Annotated in this window: 10 protein-coding genes, 4 tRNA genes and 3 rRNA genes; 14 read left to right on the top strand and 3 right to left on the bottom strand. The window is 55.1% G+C overall.

Annotation, left to right across the window (positions count from 1 at the left end; translation table 11 throughout):
* The first annotated feature begins 124 nt into the window (after positions 1-124).
* The 7 genes from ACMGGP_RS17250 (at position 125) to ACMGGP_RS17220 (ending at position 5,724) form a co-directional block, all read left to right on the top strand.
* Positions 125-1,664 (top strand): 16S ribosomal RNA (locus ACMGGP_RS17250).
* Between the two features lie 73 nt (positions 1,665-1,737).
* Positions 1,738-1,814, top strand: a tRNA-Ile gene (locus tag ACMGGP_RS17245).
* Between the two features lie 142 nt (positions 1,815-1,956).
* A tRNA-Ala gene (locus ACMGGP_RS17240) sits at positions 1,957-2,032 on the top strand.
* Between the two features lie 209 nt (positions 2,033-2,241).
* Positions 2,242-5,150, top strand: a 23S ribosomal RNA gene (locus tag ACMGGP_RS17235).
* A 211-nt stretch (positions 5,151-5,361) separates the two neighbouring features.
* A 5S ribosomal RNA gene (gene rrf / locus ACMGGP_RS17230) occupies positions 5,362-5,477 on the top strand.
* The 16S, 23S and 5S rRNA genes sit together here with 4 tRNA genes alongside, the layout of an rRNA operon.
* Before the next feature lie 87 nt (positions 5,478-5,564).
* Positions 5,565-5,641, top strand: a tRNA-Asp gene (locus tag ACMGGP_RS17225).
* A gap of 7 nt (positions 5,642-5,648) precedes the next feature.
* Positions 5,649-5,724: transfer RNA gene (locus ACMGGP_RS17220), tRNA-Trp, on the top strand.
* A gap of 117 nt (positions 5,725-5,841) precedes the next feature.
* Here ACMGGP_RS17220 and hdfR read toward each other — a convergent pair.
* The gene (gene hdfR / locus ACMGGP_RS17215) at positions 5,842-6,675 is read right to left on the bottom strand and encodes an HTH-type transcriptional regulator HdfR (protein ID WP_010253571.1); all 834 of its coding nucleotides are present in this window, start codon (positions 6,673-6,675) and stop codon (positions 5,842-5,844) included.
* Between the two features lie 120 nt (positions 6,676-6,795).
* On the opposite strand from hdfR, the gene ACMGGP_RS17210 reads away from it, so the two are divergent.
* A complete protein-coding gene (locus ACMGGP_RS17210) occupies positions 6,796-7,134 on the top strand; it encodes a MaoP family protein (protein ID WP_010253568.1) in 339 nt (112 codons plus the stop codon).
* A 25-nt stretch (positions 7,135-7,159) separates the two neighbouring features.
* Here the strand turns inward: ACMGGP_RS17210 and ACMGGP_RS17205 are convergent, their stop codons facing one another.
* Entirely contained in the window at positions 7,160-8,680 is a 1,521-nt protein-coding gene (locus ACMGGP_RS17205) for a YifB family Mg chelatase-like AAA ATPase (protein WP_022623953.1), read from the bottom strand.
* Positions 8,681-9,010: 330 nt separating this feature from the next.
* On the opposite strand from ACMGGP_RS17205, the gene ilvL reads away from it, so the two are divergent.
* From ilvL to ilvA, 6 genes are all read left to right on the top strand, one after another.
* A complete protein-coding gene (gene ilvL / locus ACMGGP_RS17200) occupies positions 9,011-9,109 on the top strand; it encodes an ilv operon leader peptide (RefSeq protein WP_072101316.1) in 99 nt (32 codons plus the stop codon).
* Positions 9,110-9,259: 150 nt separating this feature from the next.
* A complete protein-coding gene (gene ilvG, locus ACMGGP_RS17195; RefSeq protein WP_132499620.1) occupies positions 9,260-10,906 on the top strand; it encodes an acetolactate synthase 2 catalytic subunit in 1,647 nt (548 codons plus the stop codon).
* Complete coding sequence (ilvM, locus tag ACMGGP_RS17190) at positions 10,903-11,160, top strand: acetolactate synthase 2 small subunit (RefSeq protein WP_008926359.1); 258 nt, start codon at positions 10,903-10,905, stop codon at positions 11,158-11,160. Before ilvG ends, ilvM begins: the two co-directional genes overlap by 4 nt.
* A gap of 18 nt (positions 11,161-11,178) precedes the next feature.
* Positions 11,179-12,108 carry a branched-chain amino acid transaminase gene (locus ACMGGP_RS17185; protein ID WP_010253558.1) on the top strand — a complete coding sequence of 310 codons (930 nt, stop codon included), beginning with the start codon at positions 11,179-11,181 and terminating at the stop codon, positions 12,106-12,108.
* 62 nt (positions 12,109-12,170) lie between these two features.
* On the top strand, positions 12,171-14,021 hold the full coding sequence (gene ilvD, locus ACMGGP_RS17180) for a dihydroxy-acid dehydratase (RefSeq protein ID WP_010253556.1): 1,851 nt from the start codon (positions 12,171-12,173) through the stop codon (positions 14,019-14,021).
* 2 nt (positions 14,022-14,023) lie between these two features.
* Positions 14,024-15,571, top strand: a complete 1,548-nt coding sequence (ilvA, locus tag ACMGGP_RS17175; protein WP_010253553.1) for a threonine ammonia-lyase, biosynthetic — start codon at positions 14,024-14,026, stop codon at positions 15,569-15,571.
* Here ilvA and ilvY read toward each other — a convergent pair whose 3' ends face one another.
* Complete coding sequence (ilvY, locus tag ACMGGP_RS17170; RefSeq protein WP_008926355.1) at positions 15,572-16,453, bottom strand: HTH-type transcriptional activator IlvY; 882 nt, start codon at positions 16,451-16,453, stop codon at positions 15,572-15,574.
* Positions 16,454-16,482: the final 29 nt, after the last annotated feature.

The raw sequence follows: 16,482 nt of genomic DNA, 5'->3' as shown, positions 1-16,482 counted from the left end.
GCAGGATTGATATCAGCGTCTCCGGACGTAAAAAATATCAAGCCTCACGAGTGAACACATAATGAAATTCATTATGACGTTTTACAGATGAGCACCGCTTAACTTGTTTAAGCAAATCAAACTTAAATTGAAGAGTTTGATCATGGCTCAGATTGAACGCTGGCGGCAGGCCTAACACATGCAAGTCGGACGGTAGCACAGAGAGCTTGCTCTCGGGTGACGAGTGGCGGACGGGTGAGTAATGTCTGGGGATCTGCCCGATAGAGGGGGATAACCACTGGAAACGGTGGCTAATACCGCATAACGTCGCAAGACCAAAGAGGGGGACCTTCGGGCCTCTCACTATCGGATGAACCCAGATGGGATTAGCTAGTAGGCGGGGTAATGGCCCACCTAGGCGACGATCCCTAGCTGGTCTGAGAGGATGACCAGCCACACTGGAACTGAGACACGGTCCAGACTCCTACGGGAGGCAGCAGTGGGGAATATTGCACAATGGGCGCAAGCCTGATGCAGCCATGCCGCGTGTATGAAGAAGGCCTTCGGGTTGTAAAGTACTTTCAGCGGGGAGGAAGGCGATGCGGTTAATAACCGCGTCGATTGACGTTACCCGCAGAAGAAGCACCGGCTAACTCCGTGCCAGCAGCCGCGGTAATACGGAGGGTGCAAGCGTTAATCGGAATTACTGGGCGTAAAGCGCACGCAGGCGGTCTGTTAAGTCAGATGTGAAATCCCCGGGCTTAACCTGGGAACTGCATTTGAAACTGGCAGGCTTGAGTCTTGTAGAGGGGGGTAGAATTCCAGGTGTAGCGGTGAAATGCGTAGAGATCTGGAGGAATACCGGTGGCGAAGGCGGCCCCCTGGACAAAGACTGACGCTCAGGTGCGAAAGCGTGGGGAGCAAACAGGATTAGATACCCTGGTAGTCCACGCCGTAAACGATGTCGACTTGGAGGTTGTTCCCTTGAGGAGTGGCTTCCGGAGCTAACGCGTTAAGTCGACCGCCTGGGGAGTACGGCCGCAAGGTTAAAACTCAAATGAATTGACGGGGGCCCGCACAAGCGGTGGAGCATGTGGTTTAATTCGATGCAACGCGAAGAACCTTACCTACTCTTGACATCCACGGAATTTGGCAGAGATGCCTTAGTGCCTTCGGGAACCGTGAGACAGGTGCTGCATGGCTGTCGTCAGCTCGTGTTGTGAAATGTTGGGTTAAGTCCCGCAACGAGCGCAACCCTTATCCTTTGTTGCCAGCGATTCGGTCGGGAACTCAAAGGAGACTGCCGGTGATAAACCGGAGGAAGGTGGGGATGACGTCAAGTCATCATGGCCCTTACGAGTAGGGCTACACACGTGCTACAATGGCGCATACAAAGAGAAGCGACCTCGCGAGAGCAAGCGGACCTCACAAAGTGCGTCGTAGTCCGGATCGGAGTCTGCAACTCGACTCCGTGAAGTCGGAATCGCTAGTAATCGTGGATCAGAATGCCACGGTGAATACGTTCCCGGGCCTTGTACACACCGCCCGTCACACCATGGGAGTGGGTTGCAAAAGAAGTAGGTAGCTTAACCTTCGGGAGGGCGCTTACCACTTTGTGATTCATGACTGGGGTGAAGTCGTAACAAGGTAACCGTAGGGGAACCTGCGGTTGGATCACCTCCTTACCTGAAGATACCTTCCCGCGCAGTGTCCACACAGATTGTCTGATAAAAAGTAACGAGCAGAAGAAACCTCTACAGGCTTGTAGCTCAGGTGGTTAGAGCGCACCCCTGATAAGGGTGAGGTCGGTGGTTCAAGTCCACTCAGGCCTACCAAATTCGCACTCACGCTGCGTTATGTCTCCGGCTCGCATAGTTCACTATGCTTCGCGGAAACATGCCTCGCCTGAGCACGAATTACATTTCTCACGAAGTGTACTCGGTTGAGTGGTAGTAGTGGTCTCTGCAGTAACTGTATGGGGCTATAGCTCAGCTGGGAGAGCGCCTGCCTTGCACGCAGGAGGTCAGCGGTTCGATCCCGCTTAGCTCCACCATACCGTTTATCTGTTTTTTTCTGAAATACCTCAGAGCATACCGGCGACGGTGTGCTGCGACGTATTATGCTCTTTAACAATCCGGAACAAGCTGAAAATTGAAACGACGCAGCGCGTCATTCCTCCGTAATAAGGAATGACTTGGCGATGTGTTCGAGTCTCTCAAATGCTTGCAGCACGCAGCGTTGTAAAACGCCTGTGGGTTGTGAGGTTAAGCGACTAAGCGTACACGGTGGATGCCCAGGCAGTCAGAGGCGATGAAGGACGTGCTAATCTGCGTAAAGCGACGGTAAGGTGATATGAACCGCTACAGCCGTCGATGTCCGAATGGGGAAACCCGGTGCACTCTGTGCATCATTGCAGCATGAATACATAGTGCTGCAAGGCGAACCGGGGGAACTGAAACATCTAAGTACCCCGAGGAAAAGAAATCAACCGAGATTCCCCCAGTAGCGGCGAGCGAACGGGGAGCAGCCCAGAGCCTGAATCAGTTTGTGTGTTAGTGGAAGCGTCTGGAAAGTCGCAGGGTACAGGGTGATACTCCCGTACACAAAAACACACATGCTGTGAGCTCGATGAGTAAGGCGGGACACGTGGTATCCTGTCTGAATATGGGGGGACCATCCTCCAAGGCTAAATACTCCTGACTGACCGATAGTGAACCAGTACCGTGAGGGAAAGGCGAAAAGAACCCCGGCGAGGGGAGTGAAACAGAACCTGAAACCGTGTACGTACAAGCAGTGGGAGCCTTCTTTATGGGGGTGACTGCGTACCTTTTGTATAATGGGTCAGCGACTTATATTCTGTAGCAAGGTTAACCGTATAGGGGAGCCGCAGGGAAACCGAGTCTTAACTGGGCGTTAAGTTGCAGGGTATAGACCCGAAACCCGGTGATCTAGCCATGGGCAGGTTGAAGGTTGGGTAACACTAACTGGAGGACCGAACCGACTAATGTTGAAAAATTAGCGGATGACCTGTGGCTGGGGGTGAAAGGCCAATCAAACCGGGAGATAGCTGGTTCTCCCCGAAAGCTATTTAGGTAGCGCCTCGTGAACTCATCTTCGGGGGTAGAGCACTGTTTCGGCTAGGGGGCCATCCCGGCTTACCAACCCGATGCAAACTGCGAATACCGAAGAATGTTATCACGGGAGACACACGGCGGGTGCTAACGTCCGTCGTGAAGAGGGAAACAACCCAGACCGCCAGCTAAGGTCCCAAAGTCATGGTTAAGTGGGAAACGATGTGGGAAGGCACAGACAGCCAGGATGTTGGCTTAGAAGCAGCCATCATTTAAAGAAAGCGTAATAGCTCACTGGTCGAGTCGGCCTGCGCGGAAGATGTAACGGGGCTAAACCATGCACCGAAGCTGCGGCAGCGACGCTTAGGCGTTGTTGGGTAGGGGAGCGTTCTGTAAGCCGTCGAAGGTGTGCTGTGAGGCATGCTGGAGGTATCAGAAGTGCGAATGCTGACATAAGTAACGATAAAGCGGGTGAAAAGCCCGCTCGCCGGAAGACCAAGGGTTCCTGTTCAACGTTAATCGGAGCAGGGTGAGTCGACCCCTAAGGCGAGGCCGAAAGGCGTAGTCGATGGGAAACAGGTTAATATTCCTGTACTCGGTGTTACTGCGAAGGGGGGACGGAGAAGGCTATATCGGCCGGGCGACGGTTGTCCCGGTTTAAGCGTGTAGGCGGAGGGTCCAGGTAAATCCGGTCCCTTATTAACGCTGAGGCGTGACGACGAGGCACTACGGTGCTGAAGTGATAAATGCCCAGCTTCCAGGAAAAGCCTCTAAGCATCAGGTAACACAGAATCGTACCCCAAACCGACACAGGTGGTCAGGTAGAGAATACCAAGGCGCTTGAGAGAACTCGGGTGAAGGAACTAGGCAAAATGGTGCCGTAACTTCGGGAGAAGGCACGCTGGCGCGTAGGTGGAGGGACCTGCTCCCCGAGCCGAAGCCAGTCGAAGATACCAGCTGGCTGCAACTGTTTATTAAAAACACAGCACTGTGCAAACACGAAAGTGGACGTATACGGTGTGACGCCTGCCCGGTGCCGGAAGGTTAATTGATGGGGTTATCCGCAAGGAGAAGCTCTTGATCGAAGCCCCGGTAAACGGCGGCCGTAACTATAACGGTCCTAAGGTAGCGAAATTCCTTGTCGGGTAAGTTCCGACCTGCACGAATGGCGTAATGATGGCCAGGCTGTCTCCACCCGAGACTCAGTGAAATTGAACTCGCTGTGAAGATGCAGTGTACCCGCGGCAAGACGGAAAGACCCCGTGAACCTTTACTACAGCTTGACACTGAACATTGAGCCTTGATGTGTAGGATAGGTGGGAGGCTTTGAAGCGCGGACGCCAGTCTGCGTGGAGCCAACCTTGAAATACCACCCTTTAATGTTTGATGTTCTAACGTAGGCCCGTAATCCGGGCTGCGGACAGTGTCTGGTGGGTAGTTTGACTGGGGCGGTCTCCTCCTAAAGAGTAACGGAGGAGCACGAAGGTCAGCTAATCACGGTCGGACATCGTGAGGTTAGTGCAATGGCATAAGCTGGCTTGACTGCGAGAGTGACGGCTCGAGCAGGTGCGAAAGCAGGTCATAGTGATCCGGTGGTTCTGAATGGAAGGGCCATCGCTCAACGGATAAAAGGTACTCCGGGGATAACAGGCTGATACCGCCCAAGAGTTCATATCGACGGCGGTGTTTGGCACCTCGATGTCGGCTCATCACATCCTGGGGCTGAAGTAGGTCCCAAGGGTACGGCTGTTCGCCGTTTAAAGTGGTACGCGAGCTGGGTTTAGAACGTCGTGAGACAGTTCGGTCCCTATCTGCCGTGGGCGCTGGAGAATTGAGGGGGGTTGCTCCTAGTACGAGAGGACCGGAGTGAACGCACCACTGGTGTTCGGGTTGTCATGCCAATGGCATTGCCCGGTAGCTAAGTGCGGAAAAGATAAGTGCTGAAAGCATCTAAGCACGAAACTTGCCCCGAGATGAGTTCTCCCTGACTCCTTGAGAGTCCTGAAGGGACGTTGAAGACTACGACGTTGATAGGCCGGGTGTGTAAGCGCAGCGATGCGTTGAGCTAACCGGTACTAATGACCCGTGAGGCTTAACCTTACAACGCCAGAGGCGTTTTTGAGAGACAGGTTTTCAGCTTGTTAACCGGATACAGTTGTGTCCTGCGGACTGAAGTCCGAAGGATTTTGCGCTGAGGCAAGGCGGCAACCGGGCGATACGAAGGAGCATACTGAAGTATGTGACGGAGTAGCGCGAGGGCGGCCAACGCAGCATCAGCACAAAAGACACAGGACAGAGCACAAAGAATTTGCCTGGCGGCTTTAGCGCGGTGGTCCCACCTGACCCCATGCCGAACTCAGAAGTGAAACGCCGTAGCGCCGATGGTAGTGTGGGGTCTCCCCATGCGAGAGTAGGGAACTGCCAGGCATCAAATTCGTTCCTTTTCCCCTGACAAGGAAAATAACAGGAACAGACGGCCATCAGCCAGTTGCTGACAGCTGTGAAAGAATCGGTGGAGCGGTAGTTCAGTTGGTTAGAATACCTGCCTGTCACGCAGGGGGTCGCGGGTTCGAGCCCCGTCCGTTCCGCCACCCTATTAGGGGCGTAGTTCAATTGGTAGAGCACCGGTCTCCAAAACCGGGTGTTGGGGGTTCGAGTCCCTCCGCCCCTGCCAGAAAACGATCCTTTGCTTCGGCAAAGGATTTTTTTTGCCTTTAAAAAAGCAAAAAAGAAAAACCAGCTAAATCTAACTGGCTTCTGATCTTCCCTGCCTACTGTCCTGCCTGCAAATTCAGCTATTTTGCCTGACCAGAATCGGGAATTTAAGCAACTGACGGATATGTGCCTGCTGATCGCTGTTCTGCAACCAGACAGCATAGAGCGGACGCACGGCGACGGGCGTATCCGGAATCACCATCAACTCACTGTACACACTCTGCCAAAAGTCCGGCAGAAATGCGCACGCTCCGGTGGTATGCAGCAGTTCACGGGTGACATGTGCCGACGTGGTGGTCAGTACCGGTACATCATCAGCTCCGGAGAGATAGCTCTGATGCTGATGAAAATCTGCTCCCCATTCCAGCTTGATATAATCATATTTTTCACGCTTCTCGCTCTGCCGGGCGCAGAAAAGCGCCAGTGAAATATGACCAATCTGCTGACTGGTTAACTCATCCATCTTAGGTGCTTCAGTGGTAATCAACAGATCCAGCTGGCGCTCATGGAGTTGCTTAACCAGCAGATGTCGTTGTGCCACGCGCGCTTCTAAGTGCAGGCTCTCCCGATTCTCGTAGAGCGTCTGTAGCCATGGCGTCAGATAAGCCTCCCATAGTGATGCACTGGCACCTATTGAAAGCTCATGATGCTGCTGAGTGTGAGAGACCTCCTTCTTCGCCATCATCCAGGTGCTCATCAGGCTTTCAGCATAGGGGAGCAGTCGCTCTCCGGCCGCCGTCAGACGTATGTTATTGCGATGCCGTGTAAAAAGGTTAACGCCAAGCTGATTCTCTAACTGACGGATGCGAAAACTGACAGCAGATTGCGTGAGGTAAAGTGCTTCTGCAGCACGCCCGAAATGGCGAGTTCTGCTCACTTCCAGGAAAGTTTTCAGTAATTCCGTATCCACAGCGTTCTCCCAAAAAATGTTTGTCGTATAGATTTAAATGTTTTGTTTTACACTCTGTCAAGCCTATCTAATACTCCGCGCCATTAACAGCACGGCATTAGAAAATCAGGAGCGTGTAACATGGCGGAAAGCTTCTCAACAGAGAATCGTTTCTTTGATAACAAACATTACCCGCGTGGTTTCTCACGCCACGGTGACTTTACTATTAAAGAAGCTCAGCTTCTTGAACGCCACGGTTTTGCCTTTAATGAGCTGGATTTATCAAAGCGTGAGCCTGCAACCGAAGAAGAACGTTTGTTTATTGAAGTGTGTCGTGGCGTGCGTGAGCCGCAAACGGAAGCTGAACGTGTATGGTCTAAGTATATGACCCGCATTAAGCGTCCTAAACGTTTCCATACGCTGTCTGGCGGTAAACCGCAGATGGACACCGTTGAAGACTTCACCGACAGCGACGATTAACAGAGAAGGGGCGAAAGCCCCTTTTTTATTGCAGGCTGTTATGCAGATGGATCATTAATCGATCTATCGTGCGATAGCTGACCGCTTCCTGCAGATGATGCCGGGTGATGTCTGTTTCCCCAGCCAGATCGGCCAGGGTACGCGCCACTTTTAAAATCCGCTGCCATGCCCGTACAGATAAACCCAGTTTCTCCAGCACTGACTCCAGCCACTCCGCATCCTCTTTAGCAGGCTGACACCAGCGCATAATCTCTGCATTGTTTAAATGCGCATTTATTTTTCCTGCACGGGTCAGCTGAATGTCACGTGCTGCGACCACCCGATGACGAACCTGCTCAGATGCTTCCGCTTTGGCGCGCTGACCGCTGAGCATGCCGCTGGGGAGTAGCGGCACCTCCAGCGAAAGATCAAAACGATCAAGAAAAGGGCCGGATAGCTTACTGAGATAACGCAGCACCTGCTGGGGTGAGCAGCGGTTATGCTGTCCCTGATAGTGTCCGGTTGGACTTGGATTCATCGCAGCAATCAGCTGAAACCGTGCCGGATAGGTAACTTTCGCCCGGGCGCGTGAAATAGCAATGACGCCCGACTCTAATGGTTCGCGCAGGGAGTCCAGCACCTTGCGATCAAATTCCGGTAATTCATCCAGAAACAGCACGCCGTTATGCGCCAGGGAGATCTCACCGGGCCGTGGCAGTGAGCCGCCGCCAATCAGAGCATAGAGAGAGGCGCTGTGGTGAGGTGACCTGAAAGGCCGGGTGCGCCACTGTCGATGCAGTGTATTGCTGTTCACCAGGCTGGCGATTGCCGCACACTCCAGTGCTTCCTGATCGCTTAAGGAGGGCATGATGCCGGGCAACCGGGTAGCGAGCATGGTTTTACCGGTGCCAGGGGGCCCGATCAGCAACAGGTTGTGCCCGCCAGCCGCAGTGATCTCCAGTGCTCTGCGTCCCTGTTCCTGACCAATGATATCAGCGAGATCGTCAGCAGGTGCATCGCCCTGATGCTCAGGATATTGGGCTGTCGGTAATGTGAGTTCATTGCGCAGAAAGGCGCACACTTCGCTGAGGTGAGAGGCAACCAGCGACGAGCCCTGACGGATTAGCCCGGCATCACACTGATTCTCAGCGGAGAGGACCAGCTGTCGTCCAGCCTGAATGGCTACCATGGCCGCGGGAATCGCGCCCTGTACACCGCACAGTGCACCGTCGAGTGCCAGCTCACCCAGAAACTCATAGTGTGTCAGCTTGTCGGCAGGAAGCTGCTCAGAGGCCACCAGAATGGCAATCGCCATGGGTAAGTCATACCGCCCGCCCTCTTTGGGTAAATCTGCGGGTGCCAGATTGATGGTGACGCGTTTTGCCGGGAAGGCAAAACCGCTGTTGATAATGGCGCTGCGTACCCGCTCACGCGCCTCTTTCACCGTGGTTTCAGGCAGCCCCACCAGCGTTAACGCAGGCAGTCCGTTACTGATGTGTGCCTCGATGGTCACCAGCGGGGCTTCCACTCCCAGCGCTGCCCGGGTCAGAACTTTTGACAGTGACATACTCGCTCCTTGTTACCGTCAGTCTGGTGACAGCATCAAAGGAAAGCCAGGGTATCATCAGCACTATTCGGGTCATTGCACAACCTATCAGAAGTTTTTTCACGACCTGTTAAAATGCTGCGTGTCTGCGCGCAAATTCACCAAAACATTATTACGTCAGTAAAGTGATGAATAATTATCATCATGTAATTATTTGTTGTATTACAAATTGATAGACCGCGATTTAGCGCCTGGTGCTAAAAAAACTCTGTAAAAAAAGTTGTGTCATGCCCCCTGACTATGATAACTCTGTAGGCATTACTTCGAACAAGCGAAAGAATTGAACAACACATGAAAGCCCTTCTACAAGTGATTAGCCTGGTCGTGATTAGCGTGGTGGTGGTTATTAACCTACCGTGCGGGGCAACGCTTGGAGAAAGAAAGGCTTAAAAATCAAGCCTCGAATCCGAAAAAACCCCCGCACCGAAAGGTCCGGGGGTTTTTTTTCGACCAGAGGAAATATCAGTAAATCCACAAGGAACAAACAATGAACAGTAGCATAAAATTCTGTTGTTCCGGTCAGGACACAGGAGAATAGCGATGACAGGTGCACAGTGGGTAGTTCAGGCTTTACGCGCGCAGGGTGTTGATACCGTATTCGGTTACCCTGGCGGCGCAATCATGCCGGTATACGACGCGCTCTACGACGGCGGCGTGGAACACCTACTGTGTCGTCACGAGCAGGGCGCTGTGATGGCGGCGATCGGTTATGCGCGCTCAACCGGCAAAACCGGCGTCTGTATCGCCACCTCTGGCCCTGGCGCGACCAACCTGATTACCGGCCTGGCAGATGCCATGATGGATTCGGTTCCGGTCGTGGCAGTAACCGGTCAGGTCACCTCGGCCTTCATCGGCACCGACGCCTTTCAGGAAATCGACGTACTGGGCTTATCGCTGGCCTGCACCAAACACAGCTTCCTGGTTGAATCGCTGGATGAGCTGCCCGCCATCATGGCAGAAGCCTTTGCGCTGGCGCAGTCAGGCCGTCCGGGTCCGGTACTGGTGGACATTCCTAAAGATATTCAGATTGCGCAGGGAGAACCTGCCCCGCATCTGGTTCCGGTAGAAGAGGGAAGCGCGCTGCCGCATCAGGCGATTCAGGAAGCACGCGCACTGATGGCGCAGGCCAGAAAACCAATGCTCTATGTTGGTGGAGGCGTTGGCCTGGCACAGGCTGTTCCGGCACTGCGCGCGCTGGCAGAAGAGACCGGCATCCCGGCAGTGGCCACCTTAAAGGGGCTGGGCAGCGTAAACCCCCACAGCGAGGTTTATCTCGGCATGCTGGGGATGCACGGTACTAAAGCTGCCAACCTGGCGGTGCAGAGTTGTGACTTACTGATTGCGGTTGGTGCCCGTTTCGATGACCGCGTGACCGGCAAGCTGGACACCTTTGCCCCCCATGCCAGCGTAATTCATCTCGATATCGATCCCGCTGAGTTAAACAAATTACGTCGTGCACACGTCTCTCTGCAGGGTGATCTCAACGAACTGCTGCCCGCCCTGAGTCAGCCTCTGCATATCAACGCCTGGCGCGATGAGATGAAAGCGCTTAAGGCCAGTCACCCATGGCGCTACGACCATCCGGGCGAAGCGATCTATGCACCGCTGTTGCTGAAGCAGCTTTCCGATCGCAAACCGGCCAATACCGTAGTGACCACCGACGTCGGTCAGCACCAGATGTGGACGGCGCAACACATGGCATTCAGCGCGCCAGAGAACTTCATCACCTCCAGCGGCTTAGGCACCATGGGCTTTGGTTTACCCGCCGCCATCGGTGCGCAGGTTGCACGCCCGGAAGATACGGTTATCTGTGTCTCGGGCGATGGCTCCATCATGATGAACATCCAGGAGCTGGGCACCATCAAGCGCGGCAAGCTGCCGGTCAAAATCGTGCTGCTGGATAACCAGCGTCTGGGCATGGTGCGTCAGTGGCAGCAGCTGTTTTTCGATGGCCGCTACAGTGAAACCAATCTGTCCGACAACCCCGACTTCCTCACGCTGGCCAGCGCTTTCAATATTCCCGGCCAGCGCATTACCCGTAAAGATCAGGTCGACGCCGCCCTTGATGCTCTGCTGAACAGCGAAGGTCCTTACTTCCTGCATGTTGCAATTGATGAGCATGAAAACGTCTGGCCACTGGTACCGCCGGGTGCCAGCAATGCAAACATGATGGAGAAAACTGTATGAACCAGCATCAATTGTCTATCGAAGCCCGTTTCCGCCCTGAAATATTGGAGCGCATTTTACGCGTAGTGCGTCACCGCGGTTTTCAGGTCTGTTCTATGAACATGGCCTCAGTCGCCAACGCAGAAAACATTAATATTGAAATGACCGTTGCCAGTCAGCGTTCCGTCGATTTACTGTCTTCGCAGTTAAGCAAATTGATCGACGTTGCATGCGTTCAGATTCAACAACAGACAACACAACAAATCCGCGCTTAGCCGCGAGAGGGAATAACAATGAGCACGAAGAAAGCAGACTTTATTTGGTTCAATGGCGAGATGGTTAAGTGGGAAGAGGCGAAGGTCAGCGTCATGTCCCACGCGTTGCACTACGGTACGTCGGTATTTGAAGGCGTGCGCTGCTACGACTCTCACAAAGGACCGGTTGTGTTCCGCCATCGCGAACACATGCAACGTCTGCACGACTCCGCCAAAATCTATCGCTTCCCGATTAAAAGCAGCGTTGATGAGCTGATGGAAGCGTGCCGCGAAGTCATCCGCGTGAACAAACTGAAAAGTGCTTATATCCGTCCGCTGGCCTTTGTCGGCGATGTGGGCCTGGGCGTGAACCCGCCAGACGGCTTCACCACCGACGTGATCATTGCGGCGTTCCCGTGGGGCGCATACCTGGGCGCTGAAGCCCTGGAGAATGGCATCGACGCCATGGTCTCCTCATGGAACCGCGTAGCACCGAACACCCTGCCAACCGCCGCTAAAGCGGGCGGTAACTACCTCTCCTCACTGCTGGTGGGCAGCGAAGCCCGTCGTCACGGCTATCAGGAAGGGATTGCGCTGGATACTAATGGCCTGATCTCAGAAGGTGCAGGCGAAAACCTGTTTGAAGTTAAAGATGGCGTGCTCTTTACCCCGCCATTTACCTCTTCAGCACTGCCGGGCATCACCCGCGATGCCATCATCACGCTGGCGCGCGATATGGGCATTGAAGTGCGTGAGCAGACCCTGTCGCGTGAATCTCTCTATCTGGCTGACGAAGTCTTTATGTCTGGCACCGCGGCAGAAATTACACCGGTGCGCAGTGTTGACCGCATTCAGGTTGGCGAAGGCAAACGTGGCCCGGTGACCAAACGCATCCAGGAGGCCTTCTTTGGCCTGTTCACCGGCGAAACCGAAGACAAATGGGGCTGGTTAGATCCGGTTAACCCATAATCAGATACAGCGCGGGCGTCATCTGACGTCCGCGAGCTTATTCTTACTGGAGTAAATAGAGTATGCCTAAGTACCGTTCCGCCACCACCACCCACGGCCGCAATATGGCGGGTGCCCGTGCCTTATGGCGCGCGACAGGAATGACCGACGACGATTTCGGCAAGCCGATTATCGCTGTGGTTAACTCATTCACCCAATTTGTGCCGGGCCACGTTCACCTGCGTGATCTTGGTAAACTTGTCGCCGAGCAGATCGAAGCGGCAGGCGGTGTGGCTAAAGAGTTCAACACCATTGCGGTGGATGACGGTATTGCCATGGGTCATGGCGGCATGCTGTATTCACTGCCGTCGCGTGAGCTGATTGCTGACTCGGTCGAGTACATGGTCAACGCCCACTGTGCTGACGCCATGGTCTGCATCTCTAACTGCGACAAAATCACCCCGGGTATGCTGATGGCGTCATTGCGCCTCAATATTCCGGTGATCTTCGTTTCAGGCGGACCGATGGAAGCGGGTAAAACCAAGCTTTCTGACCAGATCATCAAGCTGGATCTGGTAGATGCGATGATTCAGGGTGCCAACCCGAACGTCAGCGATGCCGACAGTGAGCAGATCGAACGCTCTGCCTGTCCGACCTGCGGCTCCTGCTCCGGTATGTTCACCGCCAACTCGATGAACTGCCTGACTGAAGCACTCGGTCTGTCGCAGCCTGGCAACGGTTCACTGCTGGCTACGCACGCCGATCGCAAAGAGCTGTTCATCAATGCCGGTAAGCGCATCGTAAGCCTGACCAAGCGCTATTACGAGCAGGATGATGTCAACATGCTGCCGCGTAACATCGCGAACAAGGCCGCTTTTGAGAACGCCATGATGCTGGATATCGCCATGGGTGGCTCCACCAACACCGTGCTCCACCTGCTGGCAGCCGCACAGGAAGGCGATATCGACTTTAATATCTCCGACATCGATCGCCTGTCACGCAAAGTGCCTCAGCTCTGTAAAGTGGCGCCAAGCACTCCGAAATACCATATGGAAGATGTGCATCGCGCGGGTGGCGTGTTCGCCATTCTCGGCGAGCTGGATCGTGCCGGCCTGTTCGACAGCAGCGCCCGTAATATCCTGCAGCAGACCATGCGTGAAACGCTGGATCAGTACGACATCATGCTGACCAAAGATCAGGCGGTAAAAGATATGTTCCGCGCGGGTCCGGCGGGTATTCGTACCACCCAGGCGTTCTCACAGAACTGCCGCTGGGACACGCTGGATGATGACCGTGCCGAAGGCTGTATCCGTACCCGTGAAAACGCTTACTCGCAGGATGGCGGTCTGGCCGTGCTCTACGGCAACATCGCGGAAGATGGCTGTATCGTAAAAACTGCAGGCGTAGACAAAGAGATCCTGACCTTCACCGGTCCGGCCAAAGTCTATGAAAGCCAGGATGACGCCGTTGAAGCGATTCTGGGCGGCAAAGTCGTTGCGGGCGATGTGGTCGTCATTCGCTACGAAGGTCCAAAAGGCGGGCCAGGCATGCAGGAGATGCTCTATCCGACCACTTATCTGAAATCGATGGGGCTGGGCAAAAGCTGCGCGCTGATCACCGATGGTCGTTTCTCTGGCGGTACGTCAGGCCTCTCTATCGGTCACGCCTCGCCTGAAGCAGCCAACGGCGGCACCATTGCGCTGGTCAAAGATGGCGACACCATCGAAATCGATATCCCTAACCGCGGTATCAAACTCGCCGTACCGGATAACGAACTGCACGCCCGTCGTGAAGAGCAGCAGGCACGTGGCGATGCGGCGTATACGCCGGTCAATCGTCAGCGTGAAGTCTCCTTTGCGCTGCGTGCCTACGCATTACTCGCGACCAGTGCTGACAAAGGCGCCGTCCGCGATAAGAGCAAGCTGGGAGGCTAACAATGGCCGAGTCTCAACCGCTACCCGAGGCGCCTTGTGGCGCCGAGTATTTGCGCGCAGTGTTGCGTTCACCGGTGTATGAAGTGGCACAGGTGACGCCGCTGCAGGTTATGGAAAAAATCTCATCGCGTCTCGGCAACACCATTCTGGTGAAGCGGGAAGATCGTCAGCCGGTGCACAGTTTCAAGGTGCGCGGTGCCTACGCGATGATTGCCGGTCTGAACGAAGAGCAGAAAGCGCGCGGCGTGGTGACGGCGTCAGCCGGTAACCATGCGCAGGGCGTGGCGCTCTCCGCCACTAAGCTGGGCATCAAGTCACTGATTGTGATGCCGCTGGCGACGGCAGACATCAAGGTTGATGCGGTGCGCGCATTTGGCGGTGAGGCTTTCCTGTTCGGGGCCAACTTTGACGAGGCGAAAGCCAAAGCGATAGAACTCTCTGAACAGCGCGGTTACACCTTCGTGCCGCCGTTTGACCATCCGGCCGTCATTGCCGGACAGGGCACGCTGGCGATGGAGCTGCTGCAACAGGATGCGCATCTCGACCGGGTCTTTGTCCCGGTTGGCGGTGGAGGTCTGGCAGCCGGCGTCGCGGTGCTGATCAAGCAGCTGATGCCGCAAATCAAAGTGATTGCGGTGGAGTCAGAAGATTCAGCCTGCCTGAAAGCAGCGCTGGAGGCGGGTCATCCGGTCGATCTGCCGCGCGTCGGGCTGTTTGCCGAAGGGGTGGCGGTGAAACGGATTGGCAGCGAAACCTTTCGGCTCTGTCAGGAATACATCGATGACATCATCACCGTCGACAGCGATGCCATTTGTGCCGCAATGAAAGATCTGTTTGAAGATGTCCGTGCTGTGGCGGAGCCCTCTGGCGCGCTGGCGCTGGCGGGCATGAAAAAGTATATCCAGCAGCACGGGATCAAAGGCGAGCGGCTGGCGCATGTGTTATCCGGGGCCAACGTCAATTTCCACGGCCTGCGCTACGTTTCTGAGCGCTGCGAGCTGGGCGAACAGCGTGAAGCGCTGCTGGCCGTAACGATCCCGGAACAGCAGGGCAGTTTCCTGCGTTTCTGCCAGACGCTGGGTGGACGGTCGATTACCGAGTTCAACTACCGCTACGCCGATGCGGACAAAGCCTGCATCTTTGTTGGCGTACGACTGACGCGCGGCGTAGAAGAGCGCAGCGAGATCATCAGCGAGCTCACCAGCGGCGGTTATCAGGTGGTCGATCTCTCGGATGATGAGATGGCGAAACTGCACGTGCGTTACATGGTGGGTGGACGTCCTTCTAAACCACTGCGTGAACGCCTCTTCAGCTTTGAATTCCCGGAGGCACCCGGCGCGTTGCTGAAGTTCCTGCAAACGCTGGGCACCCACTGGAATATCTCGCTGTTTCATTACCGCAGCCACGGCACCGATTATGGCCGTGTGCTGGCCGCTTTTGAACTTGGCAGCGATGAGCCACGCTTCGAAGAGCATCTCACCGATCTGGGTTACGACTTTCATGACGAAAGCCAGAACCCGGCATTCCGCTTCTTCCTGTCAGGCAACTGATTACAGCTGGCTCCAGAAAGCACTGATCAGCGGCTCTCCGAGCCGCTTTTTTTGCACGCAGATGCCGAGTTCGAACGGCGCAACTGAGTCAATATTCTCCAGTAGCAGCACGCGGTTACGCACCGGATCCGGGCTGTTTTCCAGCACCACATCCGGTAAAAGTGCAATACCGCAGCCCAGCGCCACCATCGAAACAATCGCCTCATGCCCCGAGACCGTGGCGTAAATCACCGGATTCGGGATGCGCTGGCGGCGGAACCAGAGATCGATACGTCGCCGTGCCGGTCCCTGTACCGGCAGGATAAACGGAATTTTTGACCAGTCGGGCTGCGGCTGTGTTGCCTGGGTACGAACGGCACAGGGCAGTGCAGGCGCGATCAGCACCAGCGGGATCAGCCCCAGTGGCATAAAATCAATGCTGGCGGGCAGCGTTTCAGGACGGCCGGCAATGGCCAGATCGGCATCGCCGGAGTGCACTTTTTCCACCGCATCCGCGGCATCGCCGGTATCCAGTTTGATTTCGACCTGCGGATGTTCAGCGCGAAAGCGGTCCAGGATGGGCGGCAGATGACTGTAGGCCGCCGTCACCGAACAGAACAGGCGCAGCTCGCCGCTGAGCGACGGACCGTTAAGATCCATCACATGGCGCAGTTGCTGATACTGCAACAGCGTCTGCTGGGCAAACTGGCGCAGCCGTTCGCCCGCTTCTGTCAGCGTCACGGTGCGGTTATCGCGCAGAAACAGCGCATGGCCGACATCTTCTTCAAGCCGCTGGATCTGGCGTGACAGCGTGGAAGGGCTGACGTGCATAGCACGCGCAGTGCGTCCGAAGTGGCAGCTTTCTGCCAGATGAAGAAACAGTTTCAGATCCCGTAAATCCATGTGCGCGTCGCCTCTGGGTGGTGTTGCAT

Source organism: Curtobacterium sp. BNK-1, from assembly GCF_048685235.1.
GTDB lineage: Bacteria > Pseudomonadota > Gammaproteobacteria > Enterobacterales > Enterobacteriaceae > Pantoea > Pantoea agglomerans.
This window is presented reverse-complemented; position numbering and strand designations above follow the sequence as displayed.